Source organism: Streptomyces sp. NPDC058371, from assembly GCF_042723265.1.
Taxonomy (GTDB): Bacteria; Actinomycetota; Actinomycetes; order Streptomycetales; family Streptomycetaceae; genus Streptomyces.
The window spans coordinates 165697-184408 of the sequence record NZ_JBHXJC010000004.1; the positions used below are offsets into that span (position 1 = coordinate 165697).

The following is an 18712-nucleotide window of genomic DNA, read 5'->3' on the forward strand; positions in this document are numbered from 1 at the left end:
AAAACAGGAGATGGCTGGAAGACCTCCGGTCACCCATGTCGCACAACAGAAAACAAGAGGGGACCCCACATGAGAAAGCCTCTCGTTGCCGCGCTCTTCGCCCTGGTCATCGCCGGGGCGGGGGCGGCACCCGCGGTCGCGGCTCCCGCGCCCGTGGCGGCTGAGCACGCGGCGACCGGCCGGACCTCGGCCGAGGCCGCCGCGCCGACCCTGAAGGCGGTGGACTTCGCCGGCACGGTCGCGCTCAGCAACTGTTCCGGCTCGGTCGTCCGGATGCCCGCCTCCGAGGACGACGACCCCGCGCTCGTGCTGTCCAACGGCCACTGCCTGGAGACCGGCTTCCCGGCGGCCGGCGAGGTCATCGTCGACCGGACCTCCACCCGTACCTTCAGCCTCCTCAACTCGGCCGGTACGAAGGTCGCGACCCTGCGCGCCAGCAAGATCGCGTACGGGACGATGACCGACACGGACATCTCGATCTACCAGCTCACCAGCACCTACGCGCAGATCAAGAGCTCGTACGGCATCAACGCGCTGACGCTCAACTCCGTGCGCCCGACCGCCGGGACCGCGATCAAGGTCGTCTCCGGGTACTGGAAGCGGATCTACAGCTGCAACATCGACGGCTTCGCGTACCGGCTGAAGGAAGGGGCGTGGACCTGGAAGGACTCGGTCCGCTACACCTCCGCCTGCAACACCATCGGCGGCACCTCGGGCTCGCCCGTCATCGACAACGCCACCGGCAAGGTCGTCGCGGTCAACAACACGGGCAACGAGGACGGCGCCCGCTGCACCGAGAACAACCCCTGTGAGGTCGACGCGAGCGGCAACGTGACCGTCCGCCAGGGCATCAACTACGCCCAGGAGACCTACCTGATCGTGCCGTGCATCGGGCTCGACAACAAGGTCGACCTGAGCCGGAGCGGGTGCACCCTGCCCAAGCCGTAGCACCACCGGTTCCATGACGGGCGGTCACGTCGTACGGCGGACCGCCCGTCCTGCCAGTACGTCCGTCCGGCGGCCGTCCTCGATCACGAAGCGGCCGTCGACGAGCACGTGCGGGATGCCGGTCGGCAGGGTGCGGGGCGCCTCGAAGGTCGAGCCCGCCGCGACCGTGTCCGGGTCGAAGAGGACGAGGTCGGCGCGGTGGCCCTCGCGGACGAGCCCGCGGTCGGGCAGCCGCAGCCGGGCGGCCGGGCGCCCCGTGAGGTGGGCGACGCACTCCTCCAGCGAGAGGACGCCCAACTCCCTTGCGTACCGGCCCAGATAGTGGGGGAAGGTGCCGTACGCGCGCGGGTGCGGTTTGTCCCCGCGCAGGATGCCGTCGGAGCCGCCGGTGTGCACGGGGTGCCGCATGATCGCGCGGACGTTCTCCTCGTGGCCGACGTGCTGGAGGATCGTCGAGCCGAGCCGGTCGTCGACGAGGAGCCGGCGGGCGGTGACCCACGCGGACTCGCCGAGCCGGCCGGCGGACTCCAGGACGGTCCTGCCGACGTACGACGCCAGCGCGGGGTCGTTCACCCCCGAGATCTCGATCGTGTCCCACTCGATGGGGACGCCGTGGCAGCCGTCGGCGCCGACGACCTCCATGTGGTGCCGGATGCGCTCGGCGGTCGCGTCGTCCGCCAGCCGGGCGAGGATCGCCTCGGGGCCGCCCTCGCTCGCCCAGCTCGGCAGCATCGCGACGAGGGTGGTGCAGCCGGGGGTGTAGGGGTACGTGTCGAGGCTGATGTCCGCGCCCGAGGCGAGCGCGTCGTCCAGCAGGGCGAGCAGCTCCGGGGCCCGGCCCTTGTTCACACCGAAGTTCATGGTGGCGTGGGCGAGATGGAGCGGGCAGCCGGCCTCGCGGGTGAGGGTCACCATCTCCTCGTACGCCGCCAGGGCGCCCGCGCCGTACGAGCGGTGGTGGGGGCAGTAGTAGCCGCCGTGCTCGGCGACCACGCGGCACAGCGCGGTGAGTTCGGCGTCCTTGGCGTACATGCCGGGGGTGTACGTCAGCCCGGAGGACATGCCGACCGCGCCCTCCCGCATGCCCTCGGCCACCAACTGCCGCATGCAGTCGAGCTCTTGGGGCGTGGCATCGCGGTCGTCCCAGCCGACGGCGAGCATCCGCACGGAGCCCTGCGGGATCAGATACGCGGCGTTGACCGCGATGCCCTCGCCGTCGAAGCCGTGGTCGAGGCGGTCCAGGTACTCGCCGACCGAGCGCCAGCTGAAGTCGATGTCGTCGCCGTTGCCGTTCCAGCCGGTGATCGCCCGGCGGATCTCGGCGAGGGTGCGGTCGTCCACCGGCGCGTACGACAGGCCGTCCTGGCCGATGACTTCCAGGGTCACGCCCTGGGCGGCCTTCGCGCTGTGGTCCGGGTCGCGCAGGAGGGCGAGGTCGCTGTGGGCGTGCATGTCGATGAAGCCGGGGGCGAGGACGAGGCCGTGGGCGTCCAGTGTCCGGCGTCCCCCCAGGGGCGGCCCCTCGCTGCGGATCTCCGTGATCCGGCCGGCTGTGATGCCCACGTCGGCGTGGTACGAGGTCTGGCCGGTGCCGTCGATGACACGTACGTCTCTGATCGCGAGGTCCACCTGGTGCTGCCTTTCCGGGCTCCGCCCGCGCTGTTCGTCCTCCGCGCTCCGCGGGTGTCGCCCACCCACGACCGCCCGACTCGGTCCGCTGCCTCGCCTCCGCCGAGAAGAGCCACCCCTCGCCTTCGCCGAGAAGAGCCGTCTCGGGTCGGTCAGAAGAACGTTCTTACGTAGTCGACGACCGTGCCGTCCGCCTCCACCAGCGGGATCAGCTGCCACTTGTCGAAGGACGTGCAGGGGTGGGAGAGGCCGAGGCCGATCCAGTCGCCGAGGCGGAGGTCGGCCTCGGGGGTCGTCGCGAGCCAGGTGTGCTGGTCGGAGAGGCCGGTGACGGTGACGCCGGTGGCCGCGTGCTCGGCGCCGTCGCGGTGCACCACCTGGGCCATCGGCAGATCCAGGTCGTACGCGGCGTCGCGCTTGCCCGCGTTGGCGAACGCCTGCTCGGGGGAGGGCCGCGAGAGGATCTGGGCCCAGAGCCGGAAGGCGGGCTGGAGGGCGCCCTCCTCGGGGACGCGGGTGAAGGGGGTGAGCTTGCGGTAGTGGCCGTCGTCGTGCGAGACGTACGCGCCCGAACGCAGCAACTTCAGCACCGGCAGGGAGAGTTCGGGGATCTCGGCGAAGACGTCCGCCACCGCGTCGAACCAGGCGCTGCCGCCCGCGCTGACGACGATCTCGTCGACGCCGCTCTCGGCGAACCGGCCCGCCTTGTCGAAGTCACCGGCCAGCGCGGTGAGGCGGCGCAGCCACGCGTGCACGCGCTCCGGGTCCGCCTGCGGGACCTCGCCCTCGTAGCCCGCGACGCCGGCCAGGCGCAGCGTCGGCGTGGCGGCCACCGCGTCCGCGACGGCCGCGCACTCGGCCTCCGTGCGGACGCCGGTGCGGGCGCCCTCGCCGGCGGCGAGCTCGACCACGACGTCCAGGGGGCGGGCGGCGCCGCGCAGGGCCGCGTCCATCAGCTCCACGCCGCGGACCGAGTCGACGTAACAGATGAAGCGGAAGGACGGGTCGGCGGCGAGTTCGGACGCGATCCAGCGCAGCGCCGCCGAGTCGACCAGTTCGTTCGCCAGGAAGATCCGCTGGATGCCGAACTCCCGTGCCACGCGCACCTGGTGGGGCACGGCGAGGGTGATGCCCCAGGCGCCGTGCTCGATCTGCCGCTGGAACAGCTGCGGGGCCATGGAGGTCTTGCCGTGCGGGGCGAAGGCGAGGCCGTGGCGGGCCGCGTACGTCTCCATGAGTTCGAGGTTGTGCCGGAGGCGCTCGGCGGAGAGGGCGAGCACGGGCGTCGTGAAGCCGCCCGTGAAGAGGTTGCGGCGCTGGGCGGCCAGCTCGTCGACGGTCAGGCCCGCGGCGTCCGGCGGGAGGCCCTTGAAGCGGTGGTCGACGGGTTCCGTGCCGAGTGCGGCGAGGCGTTCCGTGCCGGAGGCGGCTGTGGTTGCGGCGGTGTCGGCGCCCATGGGGCCTCCCTCAAGTGGTGCGTTGCGTTATGTGCAACGGCCATTGCGTATGTCGCTTACTGCTGTCTAACATCCCAGCCAACGCAGGGTCAACGGTGCCGTTGACCGCGAGAGCAAGGAGTCCCCCGCCATCGTGCCCCCCAACGGACCCGCAGGTGCCGTGTACGACGCCGACGGCCGCGACGCCCTCGTGGAGGTGGTCGCGCTCGGCGAGTCCATGGTCACGTTCCTGCCCTCCCGTCCCGGGCGCCTCGCCGACGTGCCGTCGTTCGAGCGGGGCATCGGCGGCGCCGAGTCGAACGTCGCGTGCGTGCTCGCCTCCGCGGGCCACTCCGCGCGCTGGGTGAGCCGGGTCGGCGCCGACGGGTTCGGCGACCATCTGGTGGAGACGATCGCCTCGTACGGCGTCGACACCTCGGCCGTACGCCGTGATCCGGCACGGCCGACGGGCATCTACTTCCGTACGGCGGGCGACCGGGCCACCGACGCGCACGAGGTCGTCTACTACCGCGCCGGCTCCGCCGCCTCCGCCATGTCCCCGGGGAGCGTGCCGCGGGAGGAACTGGACGCCGGCCGCGTGCTGCATCTGTCCGGCATCACCGCCGCGCTCTCCGCGGACTGCCTGGCCCTGCTGCGCGAGCTGACCGCGCCCCGGCACGGCCGCCCCCTCGTCTCCTTCGACGTCAACCACCGCGTGCACCTGTGGAGCGGCCAGGAGCCGGGCGGTGTCCTGCTCGGCCTGGCCCGCAACAGCGACCTGGTCTTCGTGGGCGAGGACGAGGCCGAGGACGCGTGGGGCGTCACCGGCGGCCCGGCCGCGGTCCGCGCCGCGCTGCCCGAACCCCGGGCGCTGGTCGTGAAACAGGGGGCGCGGGGGGTGACGCTCTTCGAGCGGGCGACGGCCACGCCGACGCGGGGAGATCTGCCCGTGGTGGATGGGCCCGGCGCTACCGGGCCGGACACCGTCACCTTCGTCCCCTCCCTGCGCGTCGACGTCGTCGCGCCGGTCGGGGCGGGGGACGCCTTCGCCGCCGGGTTCCTCTCCGCGACGCTGCGCGGGCTGTCCGCCCGGGACCGGTTGCGGCACGGCCACCTGATGGCCGCCGCCGCTCTGACCGTCCCCGGCGACCTGGCCGCCCCGCCCGCGCGGGACCACGCCGACCGGCTGGCCGCCTCGGACGACGACGCGTGGGAGACACTTCGACTCGGCCCCGGCTGGACCGAAGCCGTCACGCGGGCCGACGAGGAGGTACCCACCCCATGAGCCAGACCGTCGACCGGGCGCTGAGCATCCTGCCGCTGCTCGCCGAGGGACCCGCCGACCTCGGACAGGTCGCCGACCGCCTCGGGGTCCACAAGTCCACGGCGCTGCGCCTCCTGCGCACCCTGCACGAGCACGGACTCGTGTACCGCCAGGCCGACCAGCGCTACCGCCTCGGCGCCCGCCTCTTCGCCCTCGCCCAGGAGGCCGTGGAGAACCTGGACGTCCGGGAGATCGCCCACTCCCACCTCGTACGCCTCAACGAGCAGTGCGGGCACACCGTCCACCTCGCGGTGTACGAGGCGAACGAGGTGCTCTACATCGACAAGGTGGAGAGCCGGTACCCCGTCCGCATGTACTCGCGGATCGGGAAACCGGTGGCCATCACCGTCGCCGCCGTGGCGAAGCTGCTCCTCGCCGATCTGCCCGAGCCCGAGCGCCGCGTCCTCGCGGAGAAGCTCGACTACCCCCTGTACACGGCCCGTTCGATCCCCAACGCCCCCGCCTTCCTCAAGGAGTTGGCGACGGTGCGCGAACAGGGCTGGGCCACCGACCTCGGTGGCCACGAGGAGTCCATCAACTGCGTGGGCGCCCCCATCCGCGGGGCCGACGGCCGTGTCGCCGCCGCGATGTCGGTCTCCGCGCCGAACGTGGTCGTCACCGCCGACGAACTCCTCGCGCTGCTCCCGCTGGTACGCCGCACGGCGGACGCCATCAGTCGCGACTACTCCGGAAAGACCCCAGGTAAGGACCCCGCATGACCGACAAGATCGCCCTCACCCCCAAGACCCACACCACCCCGCCCGCCAAGTTCTCGCACGGCATCAGGAAGGGGAACATCCTCCAGGTCGCCGGCCAGGTCGGCTTCCTGCCCGCCGAGGAGGGCAAGCCGCCCACGCCCGCCGGGCCGACCCTGCGCGAGCAGACCCTGCAGACCCTGGCCAACGTCCGGGCGATCCTCGAAGAGGGCGGCGCCTCCTGGGACGACGCGGTGATGATCCGTGTCTATCTGACGGACGTCGACCACTTCGCCGAGATGAACCAGATCTACAACACGTACTTCGAGGACCAGGGCCTCACCGCGCCCCCGGCCGCGCGCACGACCGTGTACGTCGGGCTGCCCGCCGGACTCCTCGTCGAGATCGACGCGCTGGCCGTCCTCGGCTGACCGTCGGGCTGAGGCCTGCGCAGGGCTGACGCCTCCTGGGGCCGACTCCCGCGCACGGCTGACGCCTCCTGAGGCCGACGCCCCCGAGGTCTGAAGCCCCCCAACTCCCGCACGCCGTACGTCGTCACGGTGCGGCGCCCGTCATCCCCGGGGCGCCGTGCCGCGACCCCCCCTGCCCGAAAGCACCATGCACTTACGAAACAGAGGCCCTCCCCATGTCGTCGTTTCCGCTCGCAGCCACACCCCCGGCCCCCGAGGTGCCACCCCACACCGGCGGGCTGCTCCTCCTCGTCGACGGCACCGCCGGACTCCTCACGGTCGCGGCCCTCGGTATCGCCCTCCTGCTGTTCCTGATCATCAAGGTCCGGCTCCAGCCGTTCGTCGCCCTGCTCGCGGTCTCCATAGCCGTCGGCCTCGGGGCGGGACTGTCGGTCACGGAACTGTTCGGCACCGTCCAGAAGTCCACGGCCGTCTCCGTCATCGAGTCCGGCATGGGCGGCATCCTCGGCCATGTCGCGATCATCATCGGCCTCGGCACCATGCTCGGGGCGATCCTCGAAGTCTCCGGCGGGGCCGAGGTGTTGGCGTCCCGGCTGCTGAACCTCTTCGGCGAGAAGCGGGCGCCCCTGGCGATGGGTCTGACCGGCCTGATCTTCGGCATCCCGGTCTTCTTCGACGTCGGCATCTTCGTCCTCGCGCCGATCGTCTACGCCGCCGCCAAGCGGTCCGGCAAGTCGATCCTGCTGTACTGCATGCCGCTGCTCGCGGGCCTGTCCATGACCCACGCGTTCCTGCCCCCGCACCCAGGCCCGGTCGCCGCCGCCGCACTGCTGCACGTCCAGCTCGGCTGGGTCATCCTCATGGGCATCGTCTGCGGCATCCCCGCGGTGCTCGCCGCCTGGGTCTTCTCCGCCTGGATCGGCAAGCGGATCTTCGTCGCCGTACCGCAGGACATGGTCGAGGCCGCCGCCGAGGCCAAGCTCGCCGTCATCGAGGAGCAGCGGGCGTCGGGCGTGGAGCCGCGCGAGAAGCCCGTGTCGCTCGGCACGGTCCTCGGCATCATCGGTACGCCGCTGGTGTTGATCCTCGCCGCGACCTTCTCCTCGATCGCGCTCGACCCGTCCACCGGCCGCTCGGTCATCGAGTTCTTCGGCAGCCCGTTCGTCGCCCTCACGATCGCCCTGCTGCTCGCGTACTACCTGCTCGGCATCCGGCGCGGCTGGTCCCGCAAGTCCCTGGAGACGGTGTCGACCGCGTCCCTGAAGCCGGTCGGCAACATCCTCCTGGTGGTCGGTGCGGGCGGTATCTTCGGCGCCGTTCTGAAGGCGAGCAATGTCGCCCAGGCACTCTCGGACACCTTCCACGACGTCGGCTTCCCGGTGGTCGTCCTCGCCTATCTGCTCTCGGTGGTCCTGCGGGTCGCCCAGGGCTCGGCCACCGTCGCCATCGTCACCACGGCCGGCATCGTGGCCCCGCTCCTCACCGAGGGGGACCACTCCCAGGCCTTCGTCGCCATCGTCATCATGGCGATCTCGGCGGGCTCCATCTTCGCCTCGCACGTCAACGACGGCGGCTTCTGGATGGTGGCCAAGTACTTCGGCATCACCGAGCGCGACACCCTGAAGTCGTGGACGGTCCTGGAGTCCGTTCTGTCCGTGGTGGGCTTCGCGATGGCGGCGATCGTGAGCGTCTTCGTCTAGCGGCGACGGGCGTCCTCATCCGGCGGTGACAGCCGACCTCGGCCGCCGGTGACGGGCGTCCTCATCCGGCGGCGACGGACGTCCTCGGCCGCCGGCAAGAGGCGGCTTCGTCCGGCGGCGGGCGGTTTCGTATAACAGCCGCGTAGCTAAAACGGGGCTGGCTGTGCCCGGCACAGGATCGTCGACCATACTGCCCGCGTGGAGCAGCGCATAGGTTCGAACAGCCAGCCCCTCGACGGATCCGTCGTTCCCGTCGTCCCCGTCGCCGCGGCCGACCCGGCGTACATCCCCGGGATCACGTCACCCGCGCCCGCGGCGCCGGTGGACGCGGCCGAGGATGCCGACGCCCCGGGGACCGCGACAGCGGGGGCCGCCGCGGAGGACTCCGTCCCGGAGAAGGCCGTCCAGAAGAGTCCCGTCTCCGCGAGGACGGCCTCGGAAGAGACGGCCTCCGACGAGGACCCCGCCCCCGGTGAGGCTTCCGCAGGGGCCGCCGCCGACGAGGACGAGGAGGGCGACCCCGAGCCGGACGGTCCCGTCTTCGAGGCCTCCGACCGGCGCGCCTCGATCAAGGCCGACCACAGTGGCGTACAACTCCGTCTGGACGACCAGCAGGCGGAGTTCCGCTGGGACGAGATCGGAGCCGTCGAGACGGAGTCGCCGCGCTTCGGGAAGCGGTTCACCATCACGGTGCACACGCCCGACCGCCGCTGGTACCCGATCGAGATCGAGGCGACGGCCCGGGCGCGGTTCGCGGAGTGGGAGGACCAGCTCGACGCGGTCCTCGACGCCTACTTCGACGACGGCACCGAGGAAGAAGCCGCCGACGCCGATACCGCCGACGAGACCTCCGAGACCTCCGAGACCTCCGAGAACGAGGTGACCGCCGAGGCCACCAAGTCGGAGCCCTCCAAGACCCCGGAGCCCTCCAAGACCTCGAAGTTCTCCAAGACCTCCGCGAAGTCCCAGGCTGACGAGTCCGACAAGGCCGACGAGACCGGGGACGAGCCGGTGGCGGCGGACGACTGAGCGTCCGCGCGCCGGGCCGGCTCGCCCGTCAGCCGGTGTGCTGGTGTGCTGGTGTGTCGGAGTACCGGCGTGCCGGTGTGTCAGCTCGGGCAGTACTGCGCCTGCTTGCCGATGGAGCGGTACATGCAGTCCGCGTTCTCCAGGAGTTGCAGCACCGCGTCCCGGTTGCGCGACGTCTCCCGCTCGATGACCTCGTCGGGCGGGTAGAAGCCGCCGCCCGAACTGGAGCTCGGGTACATCTCGAAGGTGAAGTCGAAGATCTTCTGACTGCCCCAGAGGTAGTCGTCGATCGAGCCGTCGGTGATGTACAGGTCGCTGGACTGCTCCGGCGTGTAGCCGTTGCTGGCGGCCATCTTCTGGCCGACGGCCGCGAAGGCGTTGCGGTCGTCCGCCGTCATGCCGGTCGCCGTGTCCGAGGTGGTGTACCCGAAGGGCCACAGCACCAGTTGACTGTAGGTGTGGAAGTCGATGCCGGCCGTGATCTGCTGCTTGCCGCCCACGACTCGGCCGCGCACGAAGTCGGCGACCACCTTCACCTCGGGCGCCGACTCGGCCGACGCGCCACGGTAGGTCTCCGAGGACTTGGAGCTTGAAGAGCCGCCGCAGCAGCCCCACTTGTAGTTCCAGTTGCGGTTCAGGTCCGTGCCGACGTACGAGGAACCGCTGTTGGGCTGGCGGTTCTTGCGCCAGGAGCGGTAGGAGCCGGTCGCGATGTCGTACTCGCCGCCGTCCGGGTTGAGGTCCGGGACGATCCAGATCTCGCGGTTGTTCACCATGCTGGTGATGCGGGAGTCGGAGCCGTAACCCGCGCCGAGTTCGCGCAGCAGATACAGGGCCATCTCGACGGTGAGGTGCTCGCGGGCGTGCTGGTGGAAGGTGAGGAGGACCTCGGGCTCGGACTCGTCGGTCGCCACGTTGTCGCTGACCTTGATGGCGACGATGTCCCGGCCCTCGTACGACTTGCCGATCACCTTCCTGCTCATGATGCCCGGGTAGGCGGCCAGCCGCTGGTCGATCTCCGTGTTCGTCTCGGCGTAGTTGTGGTACTTCGAGTCGGCCGACGGGAAGTCGAGGATCCGGACGTCCGAGCCGCTCGTGCGGTCGGGGGCGGACCCCAGGAGTGAGACGTCGTAGCCGAGCCCGCGCAGCTTCTTGATCTGGTCCGCGCGGCCCGAGACGACGACGGTCTCCTCGTCGGCCTCGTCCACGGTGACGCCGGTCTGCTGGATGGCCGTACGGGTCACCGGGTCGGTGCTCTGGTGGATCTCGTACTGGCGGATGTCGTCGGACGAAGGCGCGGGGGCCTTCGCGCCGGTCGCGGTGGCGTCGGTGGCCGTGGCGGTGAGGGGGGCGGCGAGGGCGAGTGCGAGGAGGGTGGCGAGGGCGGCGGTGCGCCGGCCGCCGCCTCTGGTACCGCTGCCGCTGCCGCGTATGCGAAGTCGCATGAAGTCTCCTAGGTTCTCCAGGAATTCCGGGGTCTCCGGAAGGGGGAGTGGAGCGGGGGGTGGTTCATGCCGACGTGCTTGGTGCGGGTGTGGCGCTCATGGTGCGGGTGTGGCATGGGCAGGTCAAGGGCGCCTGGCGGAAGCCATCCGAAAATCGGCCGGGCGGTGTACGTGGCCTGCACATCCTGGCCGGTCCTGCACAGCACGCCCTCTTGTGCGCGCGGCCGCTTTACGCTTCCTTGAACAACATGGCGGAGACAGCTGGGAAGTCCGTGTCAGGGGAGGTCATCTCCCGCCCTCGTAAGTCCAGTTGGAAGTACATCGGGCCCGGGATCGTCGTCGCCGCGACGGGCGTCGGCGCCGGTGACCTCGTCGCGACGCTCATCGCGGGCAGCAACTTCGGTTACACGCTCCTGTGGGCCGCCGTCATCGGCTGCCTGGTCAAGATCTCGCTGGCCGAGGCGGCCGGCCGCTGGCACCTGTCCACCGGCAGCACCCTCTTCGACGGCTGGGCGAGCATCGGCCGCTGGACGAGCTGGTTCTTCGTCGCGTACGTCGTGATCTGGGGCTTCGTCTACGGCGCGGCGGCGATGTCCTCGTCCGGTCTGCCCCTGCAGGCCCTCTTCCCGGACGTCATGGGCCTCAAGTGGTGGGCCATCCTGACCGGCCTGGTGGGTCTGGTCTTCGTCTGGTTCAACAAGTACGCGGTCTTCGAGAAGGTGATGACGGTCCTGGTCGGCGTGATGTTCGTCGTCACCGTCTACCTGGCGATCCGGGTCACCCCGCACCTGGGCGACGCCTTCGCGGGCCTGCTTCCGGTCCTCCCCGACGAGAAGGACTCGGTCCTCAACACGCTGGGCCTGATCGGCGGGGTCGGCGGCACGATCACGCTCGCCGCGTACGGCTACTGGGTCAACGCGAAGGGCTGGACGAACACGGGCTGGATGAAGGTGATGCGCCTCGACAACCGCGTCGCGTACATCACCACGGGCATCTTCGTCGTCGCGATGCTCTTCGTGGGCGCGGAGCTTCTCCATTCCTCGAACGTGGCCATCGCGAGCGGCGACAAGGGGCTGATCCAGCTCAGCGACATCCTGGAGGCGCAGTACGGCACGGCGACCGCCAAGTTCTTCCTGATCGGCTTCTTCGCCACGTCCTTCACCTCACTGATCGGCGTCTGGCACGGGGTGAGCCTGATGTTCGCCGACTTCGTGGAGCGCAACCGCAGGGACCGGGCGGCCCGCGCGGAGGCGCTGTCCGCGGCCACGTCCGAGACGCCGTCCGGCGAGGGGGAGCGGTCCCGCGTGGAGCCCGCGTCCGATGAGGAGGTGCGGTCCGGCGAGGGGGTGCCGTCCCGCGTCGGGTCGGCCTCCGGTGCGGAGGTGGCGTCCGGTGCCCGCGAGAAGTCCTGGCCCTTCCGCGCGTATCTCCTCTGGCTGACCTTCCCGCCGATCGTGCTGCTCTTCGAGGGCCAGCCCTTCCGCCTGATCATCCTGTACGGAGTCCTGGGCGCCGCGTTCCTCCCCTTCCTCGCGCTCACCCTGATCTGGCTCCTCAACTCCGCCCGCACGCCCCCGGAGTGGCGCAACGGCATGCTGAGCAACTCCATGCTGGCCATCGCGGGCCTGCTCTTCGTCGTCCTGTGCGTGAAGCAGATCTGGGACCAGCCGTGGTCGGAGTTCTTCTGATCCCCGCGCTCCGCCATCCGGGCGCCTCAGAGCAGATGGTCGGCCTTGCCCGCCTTGATGTCCCGGATCAACGTACGCAGGGCGTCACGGCTGTCCGTGAGATACGTGTCCTCGGCTCCGGCTATGGCGATGTAGGCGTTGCCTTGGGTGTCGGTGCCGAGGCGGAAGCAGGAGTTTCCCTCGCCGCAGAAGGGCTCCTCCCAGGTGATGCTGTCCATCGGGGCGTCTCCTCACAGACTGTTGGCAATCTCGCGGATGAAGTCCCGTGACGCCTCGGGTGACAGGACGATGCGCTCCATCCAGTCCAAGTGGGCACGGTACTTGGCCAACTGCGCATCGCCACCGAGGAATTCCGGCCCGTGCGAGTTGTCGACCTGGGCGGTGTCGAGCTGGGGCACGGAGGCCTCGAGGTAGTTGACCGTCTGCCCGGCCCCGGGGAATGTCCCGGCGGAGAACGGGACGACCTGTAGGCGTACAGGCGGGCGCTCGGACACCTCCAGCAGATGCTCAAGCTGTGCACGGGCCACCTTGCGGCCGCCGAACTGCATGCGCAGCGCAGCCTCGTGAACGAGCCCGACGTATTCCGCCGGGTTCTCGCCCTCCAGCTGGTGTTGCCGCTCCCGGCCGCTCTGGCCAGTCCCGCGATGGCGCGGGCGGCGGCCCGGGCGTTCCTGGCGGCGCACGGGCTGCGCGACATCATGGATGCCTGCCACAAGATCAAATGAGCCGGACTTTGAGACAGGCCGCGATCCAGGTGGTGGGTGAACTGACGGCAGCGGCGTGCCAGTTCACGGAGTCGGTGGACTTCTATCTGGCGCTCCGCTTCCGAGGTGAGGCCCTGCGGGTGATCGTCTACGACCATCACCCGCGCCACACGCATCCCCGCCTGGCGGACGCCTGCGACGCGCGCCGCCGCGCGGCCCTGCGGGTACTCGCCTGTGTGTGCCGGGCCTGCCACGGTGACTGGGGCTTCGGCAAGGCGCACGAACCGGGCGGCGGAACGCGGATGTGGGCCACCTTGCCGAGGGCGAGTGCGGCGGCGTACGGCCTTGAGCGGTGAGGCCCAGAGGCCTGTCCGGCGGAGCTTGCCGGACAGGCCCCGGGCCCGAGGAGCGCTCAGCGCTTGAGCGTGAAGGTGAAGTCGCCCGAGAGCTTGCCGCTCAGCCGGACTGCCGAGACGAGGTTCCCCTCCACGATCAGTCTCTCGACCTCGGCCCGCGAAAGACCGCAGCCTTCGGCGATCAGGCGCACCGGACGGACCGGGATCCGCGCCGCGAAGCGGACCGAGATGTCGATCACCTCGCGGTCCAGGTGATCCGATCCGCCGGTGTCGAGGCGCCAGGCGTTGTCCCAGTCGAGGGCGATGCGATTACGGCGTTGCACGACCGGGTCCTGGAGCAGCTCAGCCGCCAGACCGGCGTCATTGTCATGCAGCCGGTCCAGCAGCTCAGGTCGTATGGAGCGCACATGCATCCGCTCCATGACCGTGAGCTTCGTGGTCTCCCCGCAGGCGGTACAGAGCGCGAGGAGCCAGACGTCGAGGAGCTTGTGGTTCGCGTTGACGCGGAATTTGCCGCTCGTCCGGAAGCTCTCGGACGGGCACGCGTGGCAACGGCGGCGAACAAGCGGCAGGCAGGTGGGCACGACCGCCCAGTTTTCGAGCACAGAAGTACACCGGTTTCAGTGAGAAGTCCGCAGCAAAAAGGAGCGCGGCGCACTTGCGCGACGCGCGACGATTCAGCACTCGGGGGGTCTCACACGGTGTACAACGGCACGTCCTTGCCCAGGCGACTCGGTCCGGGAGCACGGTAGTGGCGTACGGCGGCGCTGCTCCACTGGTTTTCGTGCGCCCCGCTGCCCGCAGCCGTGTACGGGCGCGCGGAGGCCGGCCCGGCGCGCTGAGGAGCTCGACTATCGCGGCGCAATGGCCCGCGCGGCTCCCAACCCATTCTTTACTTAGGTCCCACCGATATTTCACATTGCGATTTGCTGTGTGGCCTGATGTTTATCAATGGCTTATTTGTAACGGCCTCTGTGACGATTCTGTGACGGGCCGCGGAAGTGTAAAAGCCCAGGTCGTCGCCGGTGCGGACAGGATCCTGGATCGTCAAAGGATTTCCATTGGTTCCTGCTCGTGGATCCACAGAGTGCCCTGCCTAATGTTCATTCGCCCAGGCAAACGACGGATTCGAGCGAGTCGAATATTCGACCGATTCCGCGTCTGCAAGGAACCCGCAGACATACATGGCAGGGATGAACCAAATTGGCACCAAAGGTGAAGGTACGGGAAAAAATTGAAGGTGACCGGAGTTCGCAGCTCCTTACCCGCGAGCAGGGGGTCTACCGGTCCGGTCCGCCGGCCGAGCCCCGCACCCTGCTCGACGTCCTGGCGCGTTCGGTCACGGGGGCCCCGGAAGCCCTCGCCGTGGACGACGGCACGGTCGCGCTGACCTACCGCCGGCTCGACGAGGAGGTCGGCCGCATCACGCGCGTCCTGCGCGCCGCGGGCGTCGGAAGGGGCGACCGGGTCGGTGTCCGGATGACCTCCGGCAGCGCCCACCTCTACCTGGCGATCCTCGGCATTCTCGCCGCCGGCGCCGCGTACGTACCGGTCGACGTCGACGACCCGGAGGAACGGGCCGAACTGGTCTGGAGCGAGTCGGGCGTCTGCGCCGTGATGGGCGACGGGTATGTGCTGGAGAACCGCCCGGGAATCGTCCCGCGCGGCCAGGACGGACGGCCGGGACCCGACGACGACGCCTGGATCATCTTCACCTCCGGCTCGACCGGCAAGCCGAAAGGCGTCGCGATCAGCCATCGTTCGGCGGCCGCCTTCGTGGACGCGGAGGCCCGGCTGTTCCTGAGCCAGGCACCGATCGGCCCCGGCGACCGCGTACTTGCGGGCCTGTCCGTCGCGTTCGACGCCTCCTGCGAGGAGATGTGGCTGGCCTGGGGACACGGCGCCTGCCTGGTGCCCGCACCCCGCGCCCTCGTACGGACCGGCGCGGACCTCGGCCCCTGGCTGCGGGAACGCAGGATCAGCGTGGTCTCCACCGTCCCGACGCTGGCCGCGCTGTGGTCACGGGACATGCTCGCAGCGGTTCGGCTGCTGATCGTCGGCGGTGAGGCGTGCCCGCCCGAGGTCGTCCGGCGCTTCGCCTGCCACGGCCGCGAGGTGTGGAACACCTACGGCCCCACCGAGGCGACTGTCGTCTCCTGCGCCACCCAGCTCCTCGACGGCGAACCCGTCCGCATCGGCCTCCCGTTGGACGGCTGGGAACTCGCTGTCGTCGACTCGGACGGGGAGCCCGTCGCCTGGGGCGAGACCGGCGAACTCGTCATCGCCGGCGTGGGGCTCGGCCGCTACCTCGATCCCGTCAAGGACGCCGAGCGGTACACGGCGCTGCCCTCGCTGAACTGGGACCGCGCCTACCGCAGCGGCGACCTCGTCCGCGCGGACCCCCGCGGTCTGGAGTTCGTCGGCCGCGCCGACGACCAGGTCAAAATCGGCGGACGGCGCGTCGAACTCGGCGAGATCGAGGCCGCGTTGCTCGATCTGCCCTCCGTCGCCGCGGCCGCGGCGACCGTCCGGCGCACGGCCGGTGGCCTCGACGTACTGGTCGGCTACCTCGTCCCCGCCGACGGCAGCCCCGCGATGTTCGACCGGGCCGACGCGACCCGGCGGCTGCGCGAACGGCTGCCCGCGCCCCTCGTGCCCAGGCTCGCCGTCCTGGCCGATTTCCCGACCCGTGGCTCGGGCAAGGCCGACCGCAACGCCCTGCCGTGGCCACTGCCGGCGGAACCCGCACCGCACACCACCCCGGCCGACCCGTCGGACGGCCCGGCGGCGACAGACCCCCGCCCGGCGGCGACAGACCCCGGTCCGACGGTGGCAGGCTGCCGCCCGCCGGCGGCGGTCGCTTCCGCGCAGGCGGCTCCCGCCGGCGGTACGGACCTTGTCGACCCGGTGACCACGTGGATGCTCGGCGTCTGGAGCGACCTGCTCGGCACCGACGTGCGGGCCGGGGACGACTTCTTCGACCTCGGCGGCACCAGTCTCGCCGCGGCCCGGCTCGTCTCCGCACTGCGCGAGCGCTTCCCCGAAATCTCCGTCTCCGACCTCTACCTGCACACCACTCCCGCCGCCCTGCGCACCCGCATGGTGACCGTGGAGCCCGCCGCCGGCACACCGCAGCACGAAGCCGACAGCACGCAGGACGAGAAGACCGCGCAGGGAACACCGCGGTGGACCGGCTGGGTCCAGACCGCGCTGCAGCCGTTGCTGCTCTGCGTCCCCGGACTGCGCTGGGTGCTGTCCCTCGGACTCACCGGCAACGTGCTCGCCACCGTCGGCTTCACCTCCTGGCTGCCCACCGTGTCCTGGTGGCTGCTCGCCCCCGCCTGGCTGGTCATGTTCACCTCGCCCACCCGCGTCCTGCTGGCAGCGGGCGGCGCACGACTGCTGCGCGGCCGGAGCAGGCCGGGTGAGCACCGGCGCGGCGGCGCGGCACACCTGCGCCTGTGGACGGCGGAACGCTGGGTGGCCGCCATCGGACTCGTCGGAGTGGCCGGCACCCCGCTGGCGGCCTGGTACGCGCGACTGCTGGGCTGCACCGTCGGCAAGGACGTCGACCTGCACACTCTGCCGCCGGTCACCGGTCTCGCAGACCTCGGCGACGGCGCAACCGTCGATCCCGAGGCGGACATCGCCGGATGGTGGATCGACGGTGACCGGCTCCGGGTCGGCACCGTACGGATCGGAGCCGGAGCGAGCATCGGCGGACGCGTCACGCTGCAGCCCGGCGCGGAGATCGGCGACGGCGCGGAGGTCCTGACCGGCAGCACCGTGACCGACGGCACGAAGATCCCCTCCGGCGAGTGCTGGGGCGGATCGCCCGCTCGGCCGGCGGCCTCCGAGGCTGCCTGGCCCCGGCCGCGCGCGGCCCGCTCCCGGGTCTGGGCGCTCGCGTACACCCTGACGGCCGCCGTGCGCGGCGTGTTGACGGCCGTGGCCGCGGCCCCCGCGCTGCTGATGCTCGTCGCCGTGTCCGGTGAGGACGGCATGGCCTGGTCCAGCCGGTTGCTGTGGCTGCCGCCGCTGGTGCTCCTGGGGACGACCTGCCAGGCCCTGTTCATCCTCGCCGGCGTCCGGTTCGCCGGCCGGGGCCTGACGCCCGGCCTGCACCCCGCGCACAGCAGGGCCGGCTGGTCCGCGTGGCTCACCCACGACCTGATGGTCATGGCCCGCACCACTCTCTTCCCGCTGTACGCCGGTCTGTTCACCCCGGTCTGGCTGCGCCTGCTCGGCGCCCATGTCGGCAGGAACGTCGAGGCGTCGACCGTCGTGGCCCTGCCCCGGCTCCTGCGCGTCGACGACCGCGCGTTCCTCGCGGACGATGTGCTGGCCGCGCCCTACGAGCTGCGCGACGGCTGGGTGCGGCTCGGAACCGCCGGGATCGGTGACAGCGCCTTCGTCGGCAACTCCGGTGTCGTGGGCCCCGACCGGTCCGTCGCGGACGGCGCGCTGATCGGTGTCCTGTCCGACACGCCCGCCGAGGTCCCGGCCGGCTCGTCGTGGCTGGGACGCCCGGCGATGCGGCTGCGCCGGGTGGCGGAACAGCACGATCCGGCCCGTACGTTCGCCCCGTCGTCCTCCCTGCGGGCCGCCCGCACCGCCGTCGAACTGGGCCGAGCGGTCCCCATGATGCTCAGCTCGCTCCTTCAACTCGCCCTGACCTACGTACTGCTGGGCCTGTGGGACACCCTCGGCGCCTGGTGCGCGGTGGCCGCGGCCGGCCTGCTGATGTGCGGCGCCGGCGTGGTCGCCGGGCTGGTCACCACGGCCGCGAAGTGGGTGCTGATGGGGTGCTTCACCGCCGGCCGGCACCCGTTGTGGAGCGGGTTCGTGTGGCGCAACGAACTGTGGGACGTCTTCGTGGAGATGCTCGCGGTTCCGTGGCTGGTCGGCCCCGCGACCGGCACCCCGGTGCTGAACTGGTGGCTGCGCAGCATGGGCGCGAGGATCGGCCGGGGCGTGTGGTGCGAGACGTACTGGTTCCCGGAGCCGGACCTGATCAGCGTCGGTGACGGCGCGGTCGTGAACCGCGGCTGCGTCCTGCAGACGCACCTGTTCCACGACCGCGTCATGCGGCTCGAACCGGTCGCCCTGGCAAGCCGGTCGGTGCTCGGCCCGCACAGCATCGTCCTCCCGGGCAGCGCGCTGGGCGAGGCGGCGCGGGTCGGCGCGGGCTCGCTGGTCATGGCGGCGGAGCGGGTCCCCGCGGCCGGCCACTGGCAGGGCACCCCGATCACCCGGGCCGACTGAACCCACCCGGCGTACAACGGCGTGGGGAGGAAGGCAAGGGGGCGGGGGGGGAGCGCGTGGGC

General features: G+C 71.0%; 14 protein-coding genes and 1 pseudogene. 9 read left to right on the top strand and 6 right to left on the bottom strand.

Features of this window, described 5'->3' with window-relative positions:
• Positions 1-69 precede the first annotated feature (69 nt).
• On the top strand, positions 70-948 hold the full coding sequence (locus tag ACFWM2_RS15500) for a trypsin-like peptidase domain-containing protein (protein ID WP_383278775.1): 879 nt from the start codon (positions 70-72) through the stop codon (positions 946-948).
• Positions 949-972: 24 nt separating this feature from the next.
• Here ACFWM2_RS15500 and ACFWM2_RS15505 read toward each other — a convergent pair whose 3' ends face one another.
• Both ACFWM2_RS15505 and ACFWM2_RS15510 read right to left on the bottom strand, forming a co-directional pair.
• Entirely contained in the window at positions 973-2577 is a 1605-nt protein-coding gene (locus tag ACFWM2_RS15505; protein WP_383278778.1) for an amidohydrolase family protein, read from the bottom strand.
• 152 nt (positions 2578-2729) lie between these two features.
• Complete coding sequence (locus tag ACFWM2_RS15510) at positions 2730-4034, bottom strand: amino acid deaminase (protein WP_383278780.1); 1305 nt, start codon at positions 4032-4034, stop codon at positions 2730-2732.
• Between the two features lie 217 nt (positions 4035-4251).
• Here ACFWM2_RS15510 and ACFWM2_RS15515 point away from each other — a divergent pair, with 217 nt between their 5' ends.
• The 5 genes from ACFWM2_RS15515 to ACFWM2_RS15535 all read left to right on the top strand — a co-directional run bounded on the left by ACFWM2_RS15515 (position 4252) and on the right by ACFWM2_RS15535 (position 9192).
• Entirely contained in the window at positions 4252-5298 is a 1047-nt protein-coding gene (locus tag ACFWM2_RS15515; protein WP_383279762.1) for a sugar kinase, read from the top strand.
• Positions 5295-6056: an IclR family transcriptional regulator gene (locus ACFWM2_RS15520; RefSeq protein ID WP_383278783.1), complete on the top strand. Its 762-nt coding sequence runs from the start codon at positions 5295-5297 to the stop codon at positions 6054-6056. The genes ACFWM2_RS15515 and ACFWM2_RS15520 overlap by 4 nt, the downstream gene beginning before the upstream one ends.
• Positions 6053-6463 (top strand): RidA family protein, encoded by a 411-nt coding sequence (locus tag ACFWM2_RS15525; protein WP_383278786.1) that lies wholly within the window; start codon positions 6053-6055, stop codon positions 6461-6463. Before ACFWM2_RS15520 ends, ACFWM2_RS15525 begins: the two co-directional genes overlap by 4 nt.
• 215 nt (positions 6464-6678) lie before the next feature.
• Positions 6679-8163 (top strand): GntP family permease, encoded by a 1485-nt coding sequence (locus tag ACFWM2_RS15530; protein WP_383278789.1) that lies wholly within the window; start codon positions 6679-6681, stop codon positions 8161-8163.
• A 198-nt stretch (positions 8164-8361) separates the two neighbouring features.
• Entirely contained in the window at positions 8362-9192 is an 831-nt protein-coding gene (locus ACFWM2_RS15535; protein WP_383278792.1) for a hypothetical protein, read from the top strand.
• An 80-nt stretch (positions 9193-9272) separates the two neighbouring features.
• Here the strand turns inward: ACFWM2_RS15535 and ACFWM2_RS15540 are convergent, their stop codons facing one another.
• Positions 9273-10637 carry a M14 family metallopeptidase gene (locus tag ACFWM2_RS15540; protein ID WP_383278795.1) on the bottom strand — a complete coding sequence of 455 codons (1365 nt, stop codon included), beginning with the start codon at positions 10635-10637 and terminating at the stop codon, positions 9273-9275.
• Positions 10638-10885: 248 nt separating this feature from the next.
• Here ACFWM2_RS15540 and ACFWM2_RS15545 point away from each other — a divergent pair, with 248 nt between their 5' ends.
• The gene (locus ACFWM2_RS15545) at positions 10886-12325 is read left to right on the top strand and encodes an Nramp family divalent metal transporter (protein WP_383278798.1); all 1440 of its coding nucleotides are present in this window, start codon (positions 10886-10888) and stop codon (positions 12323-12325) included.
• A 26-nt stretch (positions 12326-12351) separates the two neighbouring features.
• Here ACFWM2_RS15545 and ACFWM2_RS15550 read toward each other — a convergent pair whose 3' ends face one another.
• Both ACFWM2_RS15550 and ACFWM2_RS15555 read right to left on the bottom strand, forming a co-directional pair.
• Complete coding sequence (locus tag ACFWM2_RS15550; protein WP_383278801.1) at positions 12352-12543, bottom strand: hypothetical protein; 192 nt, start codon at positions 12541-12543, stop codon at positions 12352-12354.
• Between the two features lie 12 nt (positions 12544-12555).
• Positions 12556-12945 (bottom strand): annotated as a pseudogene (locus tag ACFWM2_RS15555) (DUF5753 domain-containing protein); the annotation flags it as partial.
• Between the two features lie 101 nt (positions 12946-13046).
• On the opposite strand from ACFWM2_RS15555, the gene ACFWM2_RS15560 reads away from it, so the two are divergent.
• Entirely contained in the window at positions 13047-13385 is a 339-nt protein-coding gene (locus tag ACFWM2_RS15560; protein ID WP_383278804.1) for a hypothetical protein, read from the top strand.
• A 56-nt stretch (positions 13386-13441) separates the two neighbouring features.
• Here the strand turns inward: ACFWM2_RS15560 and ACFWM2_RS15565 are convergent, their stop codons facing one another.
• The gene (locus tag ACFWM2_RS15565; RefSeq protein ID WP_383278807.1) at positions 13442-13990 is read right to left on the bottom strand and encodes a DUF1062 domain-containing protein; all 549 of its coding nucleotides are present in this window, start codon (positions 13988-13990) and stop codon (positions 13442-13444) included.
• 709 nt (positions 13991-14699) lie between these two features.
• Between ACFWM2_RS15565 and ACFWM2_RS15570 the strand changes: the two genes are divergently transcribed.
• Entirely contained in the window at positions 14700-18650 is a 3951-nt protein-coding gene (locus tag ACFWM2_RS15570) for a Pls/PosA family non-ribosomal peptide synthetase (RefSeq protein WP_383279765.1), read from the top strand.
• Positions 18651-18712: the final 62 nt, after the last annotated feature.